13 protein-coding genes are annotated in these 14312 nt (G+C 30.8%); 8 read left to right on the top strand and 5 right to left on the bottom strand.

The genetic code is table 11. The annotated features are described in order from the left end of the window. The first annotated feature begins 15 nt into the window (after positions 1–15). Entirely contained in the window at positions 16–855 is an 840-nt protein-coding gene (locus V9L04_RS07965; RefSeq protein ID WP_338793564.1) for a hypothetical protein, read from the top strand. 39 nt (positions 856–894) lie between these two features. Here the strand turns inward: V9L04_RS07965 and V9L04_RS07960 are convergent, their stop codons facing one another. Continuing rightward, positions 895–3750, bottom strand: coding sequence for an OmpA family protein (locus tag V9L04_RS07960; protein WP_338793563.1), 2856 nt, complete (start codon positions 3748–3750; stop codon positions 895–897). A gap of 226 nt (positions 3751–3976) precedes the next feature. Between V9L04_RS07960 and V9L04_RS07955 the strand changes: the two genes are divergently transcribed. Further along, positions 3977–4897, top strand: coding sequence for a hypothetical protein (locus V9L04_RS07955; RefSeq protein WP_338793562.1), 921 nt, complete (start codon positions 3977–3979; stop codon positions 4895–4897). Between the two features lie 22 nt (positions 4898–4919). Here V9L04_RS07955 and V9L04_RS07950 read toward each other — a convergent pair whose 3' ends face one another. Then, entirely contained in the window at positions 4920–5114 is a 195-nt protein-coding gene (locus V9L04_RS07950) for a hypothetical protein (protein ID WP_338793561.1), read from the bottom strand. A 283-nt stretch (positions 5115–5397) separates the two neighbouring features. Between V9L04_RS07950 and V9L04_RS07945 the strand changes: the two genes are divergently transcribed. The 4 genes from V9L04_RS07945 to rplI all read left to right on the top strand — a co-directional run bounded on the left by V9L04_RS07945 (position 5398) and on the right by rplI (position 7917). After that, positions 5398–6627, top strand: a complete 1230-nt coding sequence (locus V9L04_RS07945) for a hypothetical protein (RefSeq protein ID WP_338793560.1) — start codon at positions 5398–5400, stop codon at positions 6625–6627. 85 nt (positions 6628–6712) lie between these two features. After that, positions 6713–7096 carry a 30S ribosomal protein S6 gene (rpsF, locus tag V9L04_RS07940; RefSeq protein WP_338793559.1) on the top strand — a complete coding sequence of 128 codons (384 nt, stop codon included), beginning with the start codon at positions 6713–6715 and terminating at the stop codon, positions 7094–7096. Positions 7097–7162: 66 nt separating this feature from the next. Continuing rightward, a complete protein-coding gene (gene rpsR, locus V9L04_RS07935; RefSeq protein WP_338760526.1) occupies positions 7163–7420 on the top strand; it encodes a 30S ribosomal protein S18 in 258 nt (85 codons plus the stop codon). Positions 7421–7473: 53 nt separating this feature from the next. Then, positions 7474–7917, top strand: a complete 444-nt coding sequence (gene rplI, locus V9L04_RS07930; RefSeq protein WP_338793558.1) for a 50S ribosomal protein L9 — start codon at positions 7474–7476, stop codon at positions 7915–7917. A gap of 116 nt (positions 7918–8033) precedes the next feature. Here rplI and V9L04_RS07925 read toward each other — a convergent pair whose 3' ends face one another. Next, positions 8034–9122 (bottom strand): alkane 1-monooxygenase, encoded by a 1089-nt coding sequence (locus tag V9L04_RS07925; protein ID WP_338793557.1) that lies wholly within the window; start codon positions 9120–9122, stop codon positions 8034–8036. A gap of 206 nt (positions 9123–9328) precedes the next feature. Further along, the gene (locus V9L04_RS07920) at positions 9329–9571 is read right to left on the bottom strand and encodes a hypothetical protein (protein WP_338793556.1); all 243 of its coding nucleotides are present in this window, start codon (positions 9569–9571) and stop codon (positions 9329–9331) included. Between the two features lie 228 nt (positions 9572–9799). On the opposite strand from V9L04_RS07920, the gene V9L04_RS07915 reads away from it, so the two are divergent. Beyond that, positions 9800–12175, top strand: a complete 2376-nt coding sequence (locus tag V9L04_RS07915) for a two-component regulator propeller domain-containing protein (protein WP_338793555.1) — start codon at positions 9800–9802, stop codon at positions 12173–12175. Between the two features lie 260 nt (positions 12176–12435). Then, positions 12436–12933 carry a DUF6252 family protein gene (locus tag V9L04_RS07910; RefSeq protein WP_338793554.1) on the top strand — a complete coding sequence of 166 codons (498 nt, stop codon included), beginning with the start codon at positions 12436–12438 and terminating at the stop codon, positions 12931–12933. A gap of 83 nt (positions 12934–13016) precedes the next feature. Here the strand turns inward: V9L04_RS07910 and V9L04_RS07905 are convergent, their stop codons facing one another. Continuing rightward, positions 13017–14207: an ATP-grasp domain-containing protein gene (locus V9L04_RS07905; protein WP_338793553.1), complete on the bottom strand. Its 1191-nt coding sequence runs from the start codon at positions 14205–14207 to the stop codon at positions 13017–13019. Between the last annotated feature and the right edge of the window lie 105 nt (positions 14208–14312).

Below are 14312 nucleotides of genomic sequence, written 5' to 3'. Positions count from 1 at the left end.
CTCTAAGACTACAAAATGAAAACAATAGTAATAGCTTTGCTAATTTCTCTATGTACAACTTTTAGTTTTGCACAATCAGAAAGTGCTACTAGATATATTGATAAAGCAAACGAAAAAATTGAGAAAAAGGAATATAAAGAAGCTTTAGATATACTAAGTTTTGCTATTAGTGAAATGCCTGATTCTATGAATCTTTATAGCATGAGAGGATCATTGTTCCAAGCTTTCAAATTGTATGATAAAGCTATTTTAGATTATTCTTTAGGTATAGAAAAAGCTTATAATCTAAAAAATAAAGCTTTTTTCTTATCAAGTAGAGGTGAAATGAAGGTTTATATTATGGATTACGAAGGCGCATATAGTGACTTTATTCAAGCTATTGAAACAGATTCTACTAATCTTGATGCGTTAAATAATTTAGCAGCAGTTTGTGATGAGGTAAACAAACCTGATGAAACTCTAAAATACTTGAATCAAGTAATTAAAATTGATTCTAATTATGTCCCAGCTTATGTAAATATAGGATTCAAATATCAAGTTATGGGTAAGTATCAAGAATCTATTAAGTTTTTTGACAAATCTATAAAACTAGCTCCTGACAAGCCATTAGGATATAGTAATAGAAGTTATAGCAAACTCAAAATAGGAGATATAAAAGGGGCATTAGAAGACATTAACTATTCTATTGAACTATTTCCTACCAACTCTTATGCTTATAAAATCAGAGCTTTGATTCTGATAGAAAAAAATAAGCTAAAGAAAGCTTGTGCTGATCTAAAGATAGCTGAAGAATTAGGGTATGCTAATCAATATGGGAATGAAGTCGCTGAACTGAAAGCTAAATATTGTAAGTAACTGAATTTGACCCACGAATTTACTCGTGGGTTTTATTTTTTATTTAGACAATCTAAATTCAACTCTACGATTTTTGGCTCTTCCTTCTTCATTAAAATTATCAGCTATTTGTTTTTGAGAACCAAATCCTTCATAACTTACTCTGCTTTTATCAATTCCTAAAGAAATAAGTTGTTCTGAAACTGCTTTTGCTCTGTCTTTTGAGAGTTGTAAATTATAATCTGCTTTTCCTGTGTTGTCAGTATGTCCTTCAATATTTACTTTCAGCGTTGGGTTTTCTTTCAAAATTTCAAAAAGACGATATATTTCAGGTAAAGAAGTTTCTTGTAGTGCATAACTATCAAAATCAAAAAATAGATTATTTAGTCGGACTGTTTTTTGGTCGTCTATGAGTTCGGATATTTCATAAATTTCTAGGTTTTGATTGGCGTTAAAAATAATCGGTTTGTCTTTTATTCCTGTTTGATTTGTTCCATTATTATTTTCAGTATTTCCTCCTTTATTTCCTTGACTTGCATTCTGATTGATAGAAATATTTTGAGAAGTAGAAAACGTACCTTCTTGTTTTGCATACATTCCTATTTTTGAAGAAGTAGAATTTGAGTTAGAAAGTAAATTACTTGAAATTTGAACTTGAAATGAGCCATCTTTTGCATTACTTTTTGTTGAAGAAATAATTTTTCCTGTTGTCAAATCTTCTATAAAAATTTGTGTCTGAATTCCTTTTCCATTCTTATCAACAATTTTTCCTATGATAATTGTAGGTGGCAAAACAGGGTCTGGACGAAAACGCTCAGGCACTTCAAAACGATAAATGTCATAATTGGTCTTGTAAGAATTATTTTGATTCTGTTGATTATTTGTTTCTGTGTTTTTCAAAACAATAAAAGCAAACTCTCCAGAAGTTCCCATATAAAAACCATCCAAAAATGGCGTATTGATGCTTTTTCCTAAATTTACAGGTTCAGACCATTCTGTCCAAGAATTTGGATTTAAACGTTTTGACATAAAAATATCGCCACTCCCAAGTCCATAATGTCCGTCCGAAACAAAGTAAAGCGTTTTCATATCTGGATGCAAAAATGGCTGCGTTTCGGCAAAAGGAGTGTTTATAATTTCGCCCAAGTTTATTGGTTCGTTCCATTCTCCAGTTTCTTGATTTTTTTCACTTACAAAAATATCAATATTAAATTCTTCTCTTCCGTGAAAATACAAACGGTCTTTAGGAGCTTTGGGTAAATAATTTCCTACTACGCCTTCTCTATCCGACGAAAAAACAACAGCATTTCCATCAACTGAAAAACTCAAACCTGCTTCATAATTTGGTGTATTGACAGGAAAAGGAAAGGCTTTTATACGTCCCCAAGTGGGAGAATTTGTAGTATTATCTTGTTTTATATTTCGTTCTGCAAAAAACAAATCTCCATTTCCTAGTTTGTTATTTTGTTGTCGTAACTCAATTTTATAGGCATCAAGACTTCCATAATTTCCGAACAAAACAAGCGTATTTCCATCAAAACTGACACTTTGAGGAACTTCATGCGTATTTGTATTTACGCCATCAGGCAAACGAATTGCTTTCGAATATTTACCGTTTTCAAACATCGAATAATACACATCTTGCCCTGTTCCCAAATCCATTCTACAAAAATAAAGTCCTTCATTTCCATACGCATCTAAAAATGGAACTGGTGCAGTTTCGTAGCCTTTTGTATTTACGTTTTGTCCTAAATTCTTTAAGTTGAGATTGTCTTCTTTTGCATTTAGAAGAGCAATTATTTTATCAAAATCGTTTTCACCAAAGTTTTTCTCATTATTATTTTGAACAAATAAAGGCTTGAATTTTTGATAAACTGCACTGGCTTCATTCCATTTTTTATCAACAATCAACGGACTAGCCAACTTCTGAACGGCTACAAAGGCAAGTTGATGAGGTGCAAACTCTTTTATAAAACCTTCATACAAATCACAATTTATACACTTATCATTATTAGATTCATAAATAACTCCTTTATAATGAAGATTCAGTTTACAAAAAAGCTGCAAAACTGTCATGTTTTTTGTTTTGGCAAAGGCTTCTAATTTTTTGTATTCTTCTTTATTTTTGTAGCCATATTCAGGAAAATTCCAATCTGCACCATAAAATTCTGGAATAATGTTTCTTAGTTCGTCTTCGGTGTAATCTTCCAAAATACAATCACAATATTTTTCATACAAATAACCATTTCCTGTTCCTCTAGCACGTAAATCTGGAATATTTATAAATTCTTTCAACAGACTTCGACGAGCGTTTCTGATTCCGTTGTATGGACGAGTTTTTTGATAGGTTTCCAAAAAATCAGTTGCTTGTAAGACCAAAATATGGCGCAAAGCCTGTGTCGTATCTGCATTTTCTGGGCGATTGTAAGGAGGCGTAAGTGGCAAACGCTGAAAAGGAACATAATAAAAAGCATCGACAATCAAATTTGAAGCTGCTGTTGCAATGCCTTCTTTGAGGTTAAAAACATCTTTAAAATTGCCTATTCCTTCCGAAATGAGTTTGTTTTTGTCTGATTCTGACAAAGCTCTATAATTTTCTAAGGCTTGAGAAGCCAAATTATAAGCGTGTTTTAGTGTATCGTGTTGAGATTGAAAGTTTTTGAAACGCAAATCTTCTGTTTTGGTTTCGATGACTTTATTAGACTGATGCAGCAGCAGCGTAGCATACGCACGATTGTAAAGCAGAGCCGTATTTTGAGGTTCTTTGAGTAGTAATCCATCAAAAATAGAAATTGCTTTTGGGTAATTTTTGGATTGAAGGTTTTGTAATCCTTCTTTTAGCGTATTCTCATTTTGAGAAAATACAAAAGTCTGAAAAAATAAGCAGAAAGAAAATACAAGTAAAAAAAAACGCATATAGATTTTGTGTTTTAGATGATTCTGTTTCTAAATTACTCAAAATTAATGCTAGTTGTTTGGTTATTAATTATTAAAACATTAACAGTCCTTTTAGAAGGCTGTCAATAGTTCTATTACAAACTATTGTCAGAGTTGTTTTGGATTACCAAAAAACTACTGACAAAGTTTTATATTTGTTAACATTAAAAATCTGCTACTCAATAGTAAAACAAAACTCAAATATATGAATGATTTCAAATTAGTTATTAGTATAGATTTTTATATAGAACCTAATACATTAGGATTTATAATTGCAAATGAAGCACTAAATTCTACAAGTGCTACTGTTATTCAGTCAATTAATTATTTTAAACATCAAATTTATAACTCTATTGACAATACTAATTTTGATACTAATAATTTGACACTGAACGGAGTAAATTTTATAAAAAAGCTCATTTTTGTTTTAGAAGATAAAAAATTTTCAATAAATATTTCTAGGATAAATTCTGAACTACCTACAATAAATATTACTTTACATTTTGAAGGGAATAATTTAGCACAAAAATTAGAACTTTTTTTAGATAAACTTATTCTTAACTACAACCAATTAGAGGAATATGGTTTATCTAAAGAAATTGGAGAAATAGATTTGATATTATGGAACTATTATAATGATAGCATTTTACTCAAAAAAAGTGTTTTAAACAAACTATTATTTCTCCAAAAAGGACTTCCTTCTTTATCTACCAACTCTTCTGCCAGTAGTCCATACATCGAAGAGGCTGATGAGTATTATAATTACGATCAATTAATCTTTACAGATATAGATTCAAATGAAAAAATGAACAATATAGTTACTTTGTGGGAAGAAAAAAGTAAAAATAGATATTCTTCTATTCAACAATGGAGTAAAGATATAGAAAAGAAAAAATTAATACTTAGCATAGAAATTCACGATGATATTAATTATGATGTCTTGTTTTCTGATTTGATAAAATTCTCAAATTATCTAAAGAATAAATTCACGATTACTTTTGGAGTTTACCATTATTCGTATGACGGAGGAGAAATAGGCTCTGAAATACTTTTAGAGCTTATAAAAAATAATATTAGCTTTTTGCTTACTAAAAGTTTGTTTCCTCCATCATCAAATGTTGTCTAAAAACTACTATTAGATAACAAACCTAAAACTCTACTTTTCTATAAATATCTGTAAATGGAATTTTTATATCTAAAGTAGGAAAAGATAGCATTTTTTCTATTCCTGTGATGGTTTCGATTTGCCATGAGGATTTATTGATGTCTTGTTTTTCTAGCTTCATTCTTCTGTATATTTCTACTTGTGGCTTGTCCTGTAAAATCAAAACGTAATATTCCAAACTAGGAATTTGTTTATAAAAACTTATCTTCTCTATCCCATTCTTCTGTATAGTTTTATTGCTTTTTGTTCTAACTAAAGGTACGAAATTATTGAGTTTTATGTTGAAGTAGCAAAATGACATTTAAGGATATGTATTAATCTTCGGAGGAGTGAAATTTATAAGGAAAAACTTTATCTTCTTACTACATAAAAAAAGTATAGATATTTTTACCTTTGTGATAAACTCTAGGACAGATAAAGATTTTGTATTTTCATCTATAAAAAAATCAATTTTACTTGTTATGGCAAAGAAAACCACAAAAAAAGCAACTCAAAGCTCTGCAACTGATGTATTAGTAATTCCTTCAAAAAAGGCAACTTTATCAACTCCTCAAAAAACCTATAATAGGAATATAAAAGAAATTGATAAAAGAAAATTAGAATTACAGGGATTAGAAAAAGAAATCAGAAAAATTCAGCAACGTGTTCATTCAGAAATTTTTCCAGAATTAGATACTTTGCAAAAATTGCGTGTAGAAAAATTAGAAAAAATGGATGCTTTTTTTGACCAAAAATTATCAAAAAAACATACTGAAAAACTAATGGACATTTTTTTCGAAGAACTAGATGTGGTAATAGGTGAATCTATGGAGTATCCAATGGATGAACAAATCAAAGAAAGAGTAACAGAATTGCATGATAAACATGCTGATATGACTATAGAAGAAGTCCAAAATGAAGCAAAAGAAGATATGTTAGGAACAATGAAAAATGATTTAGAAGAGATGGGGCTGGGAGGTATAGACCTTGAAGATTTTGATTTTAGTATGGACGGAATGAAAAAAATAATGGAAGCCATGTTTGAAAAACAAAAGGAAGAACAAGGTGAAAGAGAACAAGAGAGAATAGAAACGGATGAAAAATTTGCTGCTAAAAAGCAAAATGAAAAAGAAGAAGAAAAAGAACGTACCAAAACGGTAAAAGGCATTTACAAGCGTTTAGTAAAAGAATTACACCCCGATTTAGAAGCTGATATAGACGAACAAGCACGAAAAAATGAACTCATGCAGCGCATTACTCAAGCCTACAATGACAATGATTTTTTTGAGCTTTTGAAGCTCAATATCGAACACCAAACACGTAATAAAGGAGATATATCTAAATTGGCAGACCAAGAAATTGAATATTATAATCAAATCTTGAAATCTCAAATAAAAGATTTAAAAATGAATATAAAAGCTCTAAAACAGAGTTTTTTATATGATTATTATGGAGGTTCGCCACAACGTTTAGGTCAAGTTATAAGACGTTGTAAAGAAAAAATAAATTCTGAAAAAGAAATTTGCCAACATGAAAATGAAACTACATTTTCTTCTCTCAAAAATTGGAAAGAATCGCTAAAACATAAAGTAGAAGAGGAAGACGATTTTTCTATTTTTGCTTTGATTTTTGGTGGAAATGCAAAAGAACATGCCTATAAAGAAAAAATGGATTTTATATATGGAAATACAAAAATGCCTTTTGGATTTTAGTTAAAAAACAATTCTTTTTTTGCAAATCAAAAAATAAAACCTTACCTTTGCACTTCATTTTTTTTACACTATTAACTGATTTGGTATGAGAAATTACGAAGTAACATTTATTCTCACGCCCGTATTGTCCGAGAGTCAGTTGCAAGAAATTAGCGATAAGTTCTACAACTACTTGACAAATAACGGTGCAAACATTTACAATCGTGAGAACTGGGGTTTGAAAAAACTTGCTTATCCGATGCAAAAGAAACATAGTGGACATTATCACTACTTTGAGTTTGAAGCTGACCCACAACTTTTAAAAGGTTTGGAAACAGAATTTAAACGTGAAGAACATGTAATGCGCCATTTAGTGGTAGCTCTTGACAAGCATTCTATGCTTTTTAATGAGCGTCGTCGTAATGGAGAATTTAATAAAAAGAAAGAAACTCCTAAAGAAGAAGAAAACGATAAGCCAAAAAGAAAATAATTTCTTTTTGTTTTGATTTTTTTTCAATCTCATTTCCTTTTTTTTACAAAAAACTATTCATAGATTATGCCTTTAATCAACGAACCAATCCACAGCTCAAGACAAGAGCGTCGCAAAAAATATTGTCGTTTCAAAAAATCAGGTATCAAGTATGTTGATTACAAAGATGCTGAGTTTTTGAAAAAATTCTTGAACGATCAAGGTAAAGTATTACCTCGTCGTATCACAGGTAACAGCCTCAAATTCCAACGTAAAGTAGCGCAAGCTGTAAAACGTGCTAGACACTTAGGTCTATTGGCATTTGTTGATGACAACGGAAAATAAGCCTGCCTTCTTTCCTATTTTATTTATTAAAACCTATAATTCAAAAATAGATTATGGATATTATCTTAAAACAAGGCGTTAAAGGCTTAGGAGATAGAAACGATATCGTATCAGTAAAACCTGGTTATGCTCGTAACTATCTTATTCCACAAGGACTTGCAATGGTAGCCTCAGCGTCTAACCGTAAATCGGTAGCTGAAACTGAACGCCAACAAGCTCGTAAGCTCGCCAAACACAAAGAAGATGCTCAGACATTGGGCGACCAATTAGCAGCCGTAACTTTAGAAATTCGTACTAAAGCAGGTGAGTCTGGTAAAATCTTCGGTGCAGTTACTCCTATTCAAATTGCAGAAGCACTTAAAGAAAAAGGTTTTGAAGTGGATCGTAGAAATATCACGATGCCAAACGACCTCAAAATGCTTGGAGAATATACAATCTCTGTTTATCTTCACAAAGAAGTACAACCAGAAATTAAATTAAACGTAATTGAAGAATAATCTTTATTCTATATTACTTTAATATAAATTCCCTTTATTCTATTGATTTAATCTACTGAATAAAGGGAATTTTTTTGTTTCGTACAAACAGCAATAATGAAAGTATAAAAATACTTCTAATTTGGCTTCTCATAAACAGCTTCTTTCCAATGTTCTAAAATTGGATTCATTTTCTTAAACCATAAACTAGGAATAAGAGCTATCAAAATCATGGTAGGGTAACCAGAAGGAAGTTGAGGACTTTCATCAAAATGTCTTAAAACTTGATATTCTCTAGTAGCAAATGCATGATGGTCAGAATGACGTTGAAGTTGAAACAGAATAAAGTTACTTACCTTATGACTACTATTCCAAGAATGAAATGGATTTACTCTCTCATAGCGATTGGGAGCAATTTCTTTTCTAACAATTCCATAATGTTCTACATAATTGACAGCTTCTAAAAGTGAAAACCCGATAATAGCTTGACAAACTAATAAAATAGGAACTTCCCAAGCCAAACTACCTTTATAAATTGAAAAATAAAGGGTAGAAATAATTACTCCAAAAATAGGTAAAGCTGTGTACCAAATCATCGCATTTTCACTACTTTTCTTTGATATATTCTTCCTTTCTAGCCTTTCGTTTTCTAATTTCCAAGCATGTTGGTAACTTTCGCTTACACTTCTTTTCCAAAAGTGATAAAAATTTTCATTCTTTTGAGAGGTAGCTGCATCATGTGGAGTAGCTACCCAAACGTGATGTCCTCTGTTGTGTTCTATGAAAAAATGCATGTAGCCAACTGTAAACAACAAGACTTTGCTAAAAAACTGGTCTAGCTTGTCGGTCTTGTGTCCAAGTTCGTGTGCTACTGTAATTCCTACACCTCCTGTAACCAATCCTAACGAAATAGTGAACCCAACAGCTTCCCACCAAACAAGAGTGTTAGAAATTATAACAGACATAGCCCAAGTCAGAAGTCCAAGCTGAATAAAAACCCAACAGTAAAGGACAAACTTAAAAAATAACTCTTCACTTAATTTAGCCTCCTCTTCTTTTTCGATATTTTTGGTATCTGTTCCAATATAATAATCTAAAAGTGGGATTATACCAAAAACGAATATAATTGTCAAATAATTTCCCATTCCTCCCAAATAGTATCCCAAAATGAGCATAAAGGGAAGTGAAAAAGCACTGAAGAAGCCTAGTTTTTTGGAGAGTTTCATTGCTATTTTTATAAATTAGTTTTTTGAATCAACTGTACATAGTCAAATTTGAACACTCTAAAATACAAAATAATATCAATAATTTATAATCTTAACTACTTTTTTTGTATCAAAATCATGGGCATGAAAAAAGGCTATCACTTTCTAAATGATAACCTTTAACTATTTTTTATAAAAATAAACCTATATACGTTTATTTTATATTCTTACATACCTTCTTTAACTTCTTCAGCAGCAGCACCCAAAGAATCAGCAGCAACTTCTAAAGAGTCACCAGCAGCTTCCATCATATTAGAAGCATCATCAGTTTCGTCGATGATAGTTTCATCAATGATTACAGTAGTAGTATCATTAGTAGCATCACTTGATTTTGTACCATCACAAGCAACAAGAGTCAAAGTAGAAAAAGCAACAAGAGAAGCAAAAGCAAGAGTTTTGATAGATTTCATATTTTCTTTGTTTAAAGATTCGTTTGTTTAGAGAAAACTAAAATTAGTAAGTAGTAATTGTTAAAGAAGTATTGCACCTTGCATAACCTCCAACGATTAAAGGCACAAAATAATACTTAAAAAATCAGAAAAGCAAAGATTAATTAAAATTAATTTTGTTTTTTTGGAACGTGAATAAATATGCGTTCTGCATTATGAAAATTTTACCTATAAGTTTATAAAAAATATATGAAAAGTATAATAAATAAAAATTTACACCTAAATAACTCACTCATTTACAAGAATTTGGTTTATGCTCTATTTCTCAGTATTCTCTATTTTACTTTCTTCTTCCACAGCCTAGTTTTAGCACAGAATGAAGAAAATATTGCTTTAGGGGAATGGCGAACACACCTAACTTATTTTGATGCTCAAACAGTTGCTACAAGTGAAGAAAAAGTATATGTGGCTTCTCAAAATGGTTTATTTTTTTATGATAAAGAGTTTTCAAACCTTGAAGTCATTTCAAGAATAGATGGTCTTTCGGATATTGGGATTGCTTATTTACAGTATTTACCCAAGATAAACCAACTTTTAATTGCTTATACGAATGGAAATATAGATTTTTTGTCAGATAATGAAATTAAGAACTTTCCTGTTTTTTTCGAAGATGCAGCCATTTTAGATAAGCAGATTTATCATGTTTACTATCTTCAAAATATAGTTTGGGTAAGTACAAATGCTGGAATTTTAGAAATTGATGTAGAAGATTCAAAAAACAAACGCATCAGAAATTCCTACCAAAACTTAGGTGAAAATGGAGAAATAATAAAAGTATTTGCTACAACTATTCAAGATAATATTATTTATGCAGCAACAGAAAAGGGTGTTCGATATATTTCTCTCAATGCTTCTGTCAATAAAAATGACTTTAGAAACTGGCAAACAATTCCTTCTACTCAAAATAAAGTGGTGGAGTCTATTGGTTCAAATAGTACAATAATTCTTTTTTCAATCCAAAATGAAGGCGTTTTTACTTACAATGGAACGACAAGTAATCCAATTTCTCAAATCCCAATTTCCAACGTGTATGATATAAGTGAAGATAGAACAAATTTAACAACTCTTTTTATATCGTCTGAAACTGGGCTTTATCAAATTGAAGGAGCTAATTCTTCTCTTCAAATAAATAAGATAGAAAGTGACTTAATAAAAGCTCCTCGCCAAGCCATTTCTGAAAGTGGAAGCCTTTGGATAGCTGATAACAGAACTGGATTAGTTACAAACACTTCTACTAATTTTGTTTCCTTATTTCCGTCTGGAACATATAGTCAGAATACATGGGGATTTATACAGGCAAAAGGAAAAATTATTGCTTTTTCAGGTGGATATACAGAGCCTTTTAATCCATTGAACCGAACAACAGGCTTTTATGTTTTTGAAAAGGGAGAATGGACAAACTATAATGCAGAAAACAGAGATATTACAAGTAAACCCATTCCAAATGTTAGAGATTTAGTAGGAGCAACCTATTCAGAAACAGAAAATAGAGTTTATTTTGCTTCTCTTCAAGATGGTATTTTAGTTTGGAATTTGGCTGATGACACATTTTCAGTTTTTGACTCTACCAACTCTCCTTTACCTCATAACCGAGTTATTGATGTAGAAAGTGATAATTTGGGTAATATTTGGGTAGCTCTCTCTGGAAGTAATTTAAGAGAAGATGCTTATTTGAGAAAACAACCAAATGATGATACAGCTGCTTCTTGGAAAGGATTTCGTTTTAATCAAACTAGAACTACTTTTCCTCTATCACTTGAAATTGATGAAAATAATAATGTTTGGGCAAGACTTAGTCGTTTTGTACAAGGGGGAATTTTGGTTTTTAATGAAGAAGGTGAAAGTAAAATTTTAATAGAATCTGTAAATGCTGGAAATTTAGCTTCTAATAACATAACAGCTCTCAAATCTGACCAAAATGGTGTTATCTGGATAGGAACATCAGCCGAAGTAAGTGCTAGTGTTCGTACTTTTTCTGATATTTTTGGTATCTTCAATAGTCAAGATTTGAATGCTAGAGATGTCTTTTTTGAATCTAGGCAATTATTGAGAGATGAAACCATTACCAGTATTTCATTAGATGGAGGAAATAGAAAATGGTTTGGAACGACAAACGGAGCATGGCTTTTTTCAGAAGATGCTTCAAAACAGTTTCTACACTTTACAGTAGAAAACAGCCCTCTTTTTAGTAATCAAATTTTGGATATTGAAGTTCAAGATGAAACTGGAGAAGTATTTTTTGCCACTCCCAGTGGCATTATTTCCTACCGTGGTACTTCAACAGTAGCTAAAACTGATTTTTCGACTGTAAAAATATTTCCTAATCCTGTAAGACCAGAATTTAATGGAGTAGTTGCTATTGAAGGTCTTACACAAGATGCAAATGTCAAAATTACTGATATTAGTGGAAGATTGGTTTATGAAACTAATTCTTTTGGTGGGACAGCTACTTGGAATGGAGTAGATTATAATAATGCCAAATCAAAAAGTGGTGTTTATTTGGTATATGTTTCTAGGCGAGATGGAAGTGAAGGTTTTGTGGGGAAAATTGTTTTTATCGAATAATTTGTAACTAAATTATAAAGTAAAAAGCAGCATTAATTCATATTTAAGCGTATAGACAAAAATGAAATATTGTATATTTACATTCTTTTACAAATCTTGATTTATTTATTATTAATTAGAATCTCAATTTTTGCGCTAGTTTTTGTAGTTGTACTTTACATATTTACACACATTAAGTTGATTTTCTCTAACTGAATTATATAAATCAGTTTTATTATCTTATTTATTCTTATATTATATTATCCGAAAAATCTATACCTATGAAATTTAATTGGAAAAATACAGTGCTTCTTATTGCTTTTTTAGCTACTTCATTTTCTTTGTGGTCTTGTCAAGGCGATGACGAAATAGATCCAGAAGCAGTAATTTCTGCACTTATTGATGGTGAGCCTTGGAATGCTTCTTCTCTTTCTTCTGGCATCAAAACAGGAGACAACATTTCTTTAACTGCTGCAAGTGGCAATGGACGCACTTTTATCATTTCATTTAAAGCCCAAACAGGAACACAAGCCTTAAATGCTTCTGTTGATACAAGTGGTGTCAATCTTATTCCTTCTATTGTTTATCGTACTCTTCCTATTGGAGGAAGTTCACTTATTTCAAATACTTGTGCTTCAAATGACGGAGCTGCAATTACCATTACAAATATCGATACTACAAACAAAACTGTTACAGGAACATTCAAAACAAAAGTATGTGGTCTGAACAATTCTGTAGAAATTACAGAAGGAAAAATAAATGGTGCAAAATATAATTAATCATTTATTTATACTTTTTTACTTTCGAAAAGTAAAAGATATAAAAATACCTTTATCATCTATTTGATAAAGGTATTTTTGTTTTATTCCATTTCAAAGACAAGTTTTTCCTTAACTTCTTCTAACAAAGATTTAATTTTTGTACTCTCTTTTCCTTGTATGACAATATGCCCTATACTTTGTCCTGTTCCTTCTCGCTGATTAATAATAGAACCTTTTTTAACAGAAAGTGTAAATTCTTGTAACTCTTCAATCGATTTGATAAACTCTTTTCCTTTGACAGACTTCAGCGTTCCTGCTGGTGGATGAAAAAGACGCAAACCACTATAAAAATTAGCTTTAGTAGTTTCTATATCTATTTTATTTCCTAAAAAAGTATCTAGCCAAACTTGCCAAAAATCTTTTTGATAAGACAGTTTCAAAAGTTCCATAATATAACCACCTGGTGGGCGAATAGCCATTTCTCCAAACACTAAATTTATTTTTTCTACATCACTTTGTTCTAAATTTTGGATAAAAACTTCGGTGTGAGTAATTCCATTTTTAGCTCCCAAAGCTGCAATTATTTTTTTATTAAACTCAAAAATTTTCTTCTGAATTTCTGATGAAAAAGTAGCAGGAACAAGATTTGCAAATTTAGGTTCTGTATATTCTGTAATATTCTGAAATAATACTTCTCCATTCTGTACAACAGCTTCAATGCTACATTCAATACCTTCTACAAAACTCTCTGCCATATAGCCTTTTTTCAAAAGCTGAGGGACTTCATCTTCTGTTTTGACAATAAAAGCTCCTCTACTTCCTGACCCTGTACAGGTTTTGAAAGCCATTGGCAAGCCTAATTTTTCAATAAGCTCTTGTTTTGATATTTTGTTATTTCCTACTTCATTTTCTAAAAAATTAGCACACGGAATATCATTTTTTTGAGCTACTCTTTTCATTGTTGGTTTGTGGGTACAATGCAATGCAGCTTCAATAGAAGTATAAAAATTTGGTTGTATTATATCACTAATCCAAGCAGCAGGAAGAACTGATTTTTCAGTTGGTGCAAGAATAGCTATGGGATTAAGTTCTTTTTTCAATAATTCTTCAACAAAATGCTTCCATTCTTGTTTAGACCATGTAAAAGAGATTTGTTCTAAGGTGTCAGCTTTATGATTTTTGAGCTTTTTATTGTACAGAAGAATGACACGCAAATTATTATTTTTAGCAATCTCTATAGCATCAGAACGATTACCTAATATCCATACTGTATTTTTTTTATCTGTTTGCAAAACGAAATAAATTTTTGAAGTGATTTTTATAGAATAATACAAGCATAAATCTACTTATTTTGAATTGACTTATCCAAATTATAGCAAGTCTATTTCTACTTATTT

The organism is Bernardetia sp. MNP-M8, assembly GCF_037126285.1.
GTDB lineage: Bacteria > Bacteroidota > Bacteroidia > Cytophagales > Bernardetiaceae > Bernardetia.
Note: the sequence above shows the minus strand (reverse complement) of the source record. Positions and strands in the feature narration are given on the sequence as shown.